The sequence below is a fragment of the Streptomyces sp. WELS2 genome (assembly GCF_013870595.1).
In the GTDB taxonomy this organism is placed as follows: Bacteria; Actinomycetota; Actinomycetes; order Streptomycetales; family Streptomycetaceae; genus Streptomyces.
In genome coordinates this window covers 1-2050 of record NZ_JACBWZ010000998.1, presented here as the reverse complement: position 1 = coordinate 2050, position 2050 = coordinate 1, and the positions used below count along the sequence as shown (strand labels likewise).

The 2050-nt window shown below is 67.1% G+C and carries 4 protein-coding genes; all 4 read right to left on the bottom strand.

The window, feature by feature from the left end:
* Nucleotides 1–9: 9 nt before the first annotated feature.
* The 4 genes from H5J33_RS32785 to H5J33_RS32770 all read right to left on the bottom strand — a co-directional run bounded on the left by H5J33_RS32785 (nucleotide 10) and on the right by H5J33_RS32770 (nucleotide 1890).
* Nucleotides 10–345, bottom strand: coding sequence for an Lsr2 family protein (locus tag H5J33_RS32785; protein WP_067299641.1), 336 nt, complete (start codon nucleotides 343–345; stop codon nucleotides 10–12).
* Nucleotides 346–548: 203 nt separating this feature from the next.
* Entirely contained in the window at nucleotides 549–1082 is a 534-nt protein-coding gene (locus H5J33_RS32780; RefSeq protein ID WP_181798351.1) for an amino-acid N-acetyltransferase, read from the bottom strand.
* A gap of 9 nt (nucleotides 1083–1091) precedes the next feature.
* Entirely contained in the window at nucleotides 1092–1550 is a 459-nt protein-coding gene (locus H5J33_RS32775; RefSeq protein ID WP_181798350.1) for a BlaI/MecI/CopY family transcriptional regulator, read from the bottom strand.
* Nucleotides 1551–1713: 163 nt separating this feature from the next.
* Nucleotides 1714–1890, bottom strand: a complete 177-nt coding sequence (locus tag H5J33_RS32770) for a hypothetical protein (protein WP_181798349.1) — start codon at nucleotides 1888–1890, stop codon at nucleotides 1714–1716.
* Nucleotides 1891–2050 lie beyond the last annotated feature (160 nt).

The following is a 2050-nucleotide window of genomic DNA, read 5'->3' as shown; positions in this document are numbered from 1 at the left end:
CCGGCGGGATCAGCCGTTGGCCTTCTCGTAGGCCTCACGGATCGACGCGGGAACACGGCCCCGGTCGTTGACCTCGTAACCGTTCTCCTTCGCCCAGGCGCGGATGGCCGCGGTGTCCTGGCTGCCGCCGGAAGCGGCACGCGCCTTTCCACGCCCGCCGGAAGCACGGCCACCGGTACGGCGTCCGCCCTTCACATAGGGCTCCAGAAGACCGCGCAGCTTGTCCGCGTTGGCGGTCGTGAGATCGATCTCGTACGTCTTGCCGTCCAGCGCGAACGTCACGGTCTCGTCCGCCTCGCCGCCGTCGAGGTCGTCGACAAGAAGGACCTGAACCTTCTGTGCCACCGTATTTCCTTTCATCGATAACGTTGAGGGCAGGGGGTGAGCGGCGTCCGCCGTTTCGCCGCCCCTGTTATATGCAGTACTGCAGTACGTCGGAAAGCAAACCGCTTTTGCCGGAAAAACACAAACCCTCGGCGGCGACTCGGTACCCCGGCCCCGTCCGGAAACATGCGCGTTTCGGACATAGGGCACCAGGGCATTGGCGATCACAGATGCAGAAGCATCCGGCTGTTGCCCAAGGTGTTCGGCTTCACTCGTTCGAGACCGAGGAACTCGGCGACGCCCTCGTCATAGGAACGCAACAGCTCCGCGTAGACATCGGTGTCGACCGGCGTCTCGCCGATCTCCACGAAGCCGTGCTTCGCGAAGAAGTCCACTTCGAAGGTCAGGCAGAAAACCCGGCGAACACCGAGCCAGCGTGCGGTCTCCAGCAACTTCTCCAGCAACTGATGGCCCACGCCGGCGCCCTTGAGGCCGGGCTTCACCGCCAGAGTCCGCACTTCCGCCAGGTCCTCCCACATGACGTGCAGCGCACCGCAGCCGACCACCTCGGCGTTGTCATCGCGTTCGGCGACCCAGAACTCCTGGATGTCCTCGTAAAGCGTGACGGTCGCTTTGTCGAGCAGGATGCGGTCGCGGACGTAGGCGTCGAGGAGGCGGCGCACGGCCGGGACATCGCTGGTCCGGGCCCGCCGGACGGTGATGGCTTTTGCGGAGACTTCAGGACGCTCTGCTGACATGAGCGGACGCTATCGCCCGTCGGCGTCCTCCGCCGAGCCGGGGTTCTCCTCTTGCCGGGCTTCGGCGGCTTCCGGTTGCCCGGCTTCGGGTGCTTCCCGGGTTTCTTCCGGGCCCTGGACGATGCGTACGGCGTCCCTGAGGGCCTGACGCTGTTCCTCGCTCATCATGCCGAAGAAGGCGACGAGAGCGGCGGCCGGGTTGTCACTCTGGGACCACGCGTCGTTCATCAGGGCCGCGGCGTACGCGGCGCGTGTCGACACGGCCTCATATCGATAGGCCCGGCCTTCCGCCTCACGGCGCACCCAGCCCTTCTGATGGAGATTGTCCAAAACGGTCATCACGGTGGTGTACGCGATCGACCGTTCCTGCTGGAGGTCTTCCAGGACTTCTCGAACGGTCACCGGGCGGTTCCACTTCCACACCCGCGTCATGACCGCGTCTTCGAGTTCTCCCAATGGGCGAGGCACAGCTCAGAACAATAGTGGGAGATCCGCCCAATGACGTGCGGGACGTGCGCCATCGTCGCAAACCCGAGCAAAAAGGACGCGGGGTGCCGGAAAGAGCGGGTCCGGTGACGGCGGGCACGCCGGAACGGCCGAGGGGCACACGGGCCCCGTCCGGCCGGGGGGCTCAGGCGCCGGCGGCGGGGCTCTCGGACGCGCCCTCGGCGCGGGCGAGCGCGGCGTCGACGGCCGCGTCCTCCTTGGCCTTTGCGGCACCGCCCTGGGTCTTCACGATCACCCTGACCACACCGATGAAGAACACGGCCATGACGACCGGGGGCACGAGCGCGGAGACGTAGTCCATGTCTCCAGAGTAGCCACGGGGGAACGGGCGAAAGGGGCGGGGTGCGCGAACCCCGCCCCGCGTGTCCCGAGCCTTCGAGGCGCCCGGCCGGGTCAGACCGCGGCCAACTGCTGCGGTGCGGCCGGCGGTGTCGGCTTGCGCCGCGGAAAGACCTCCCCCG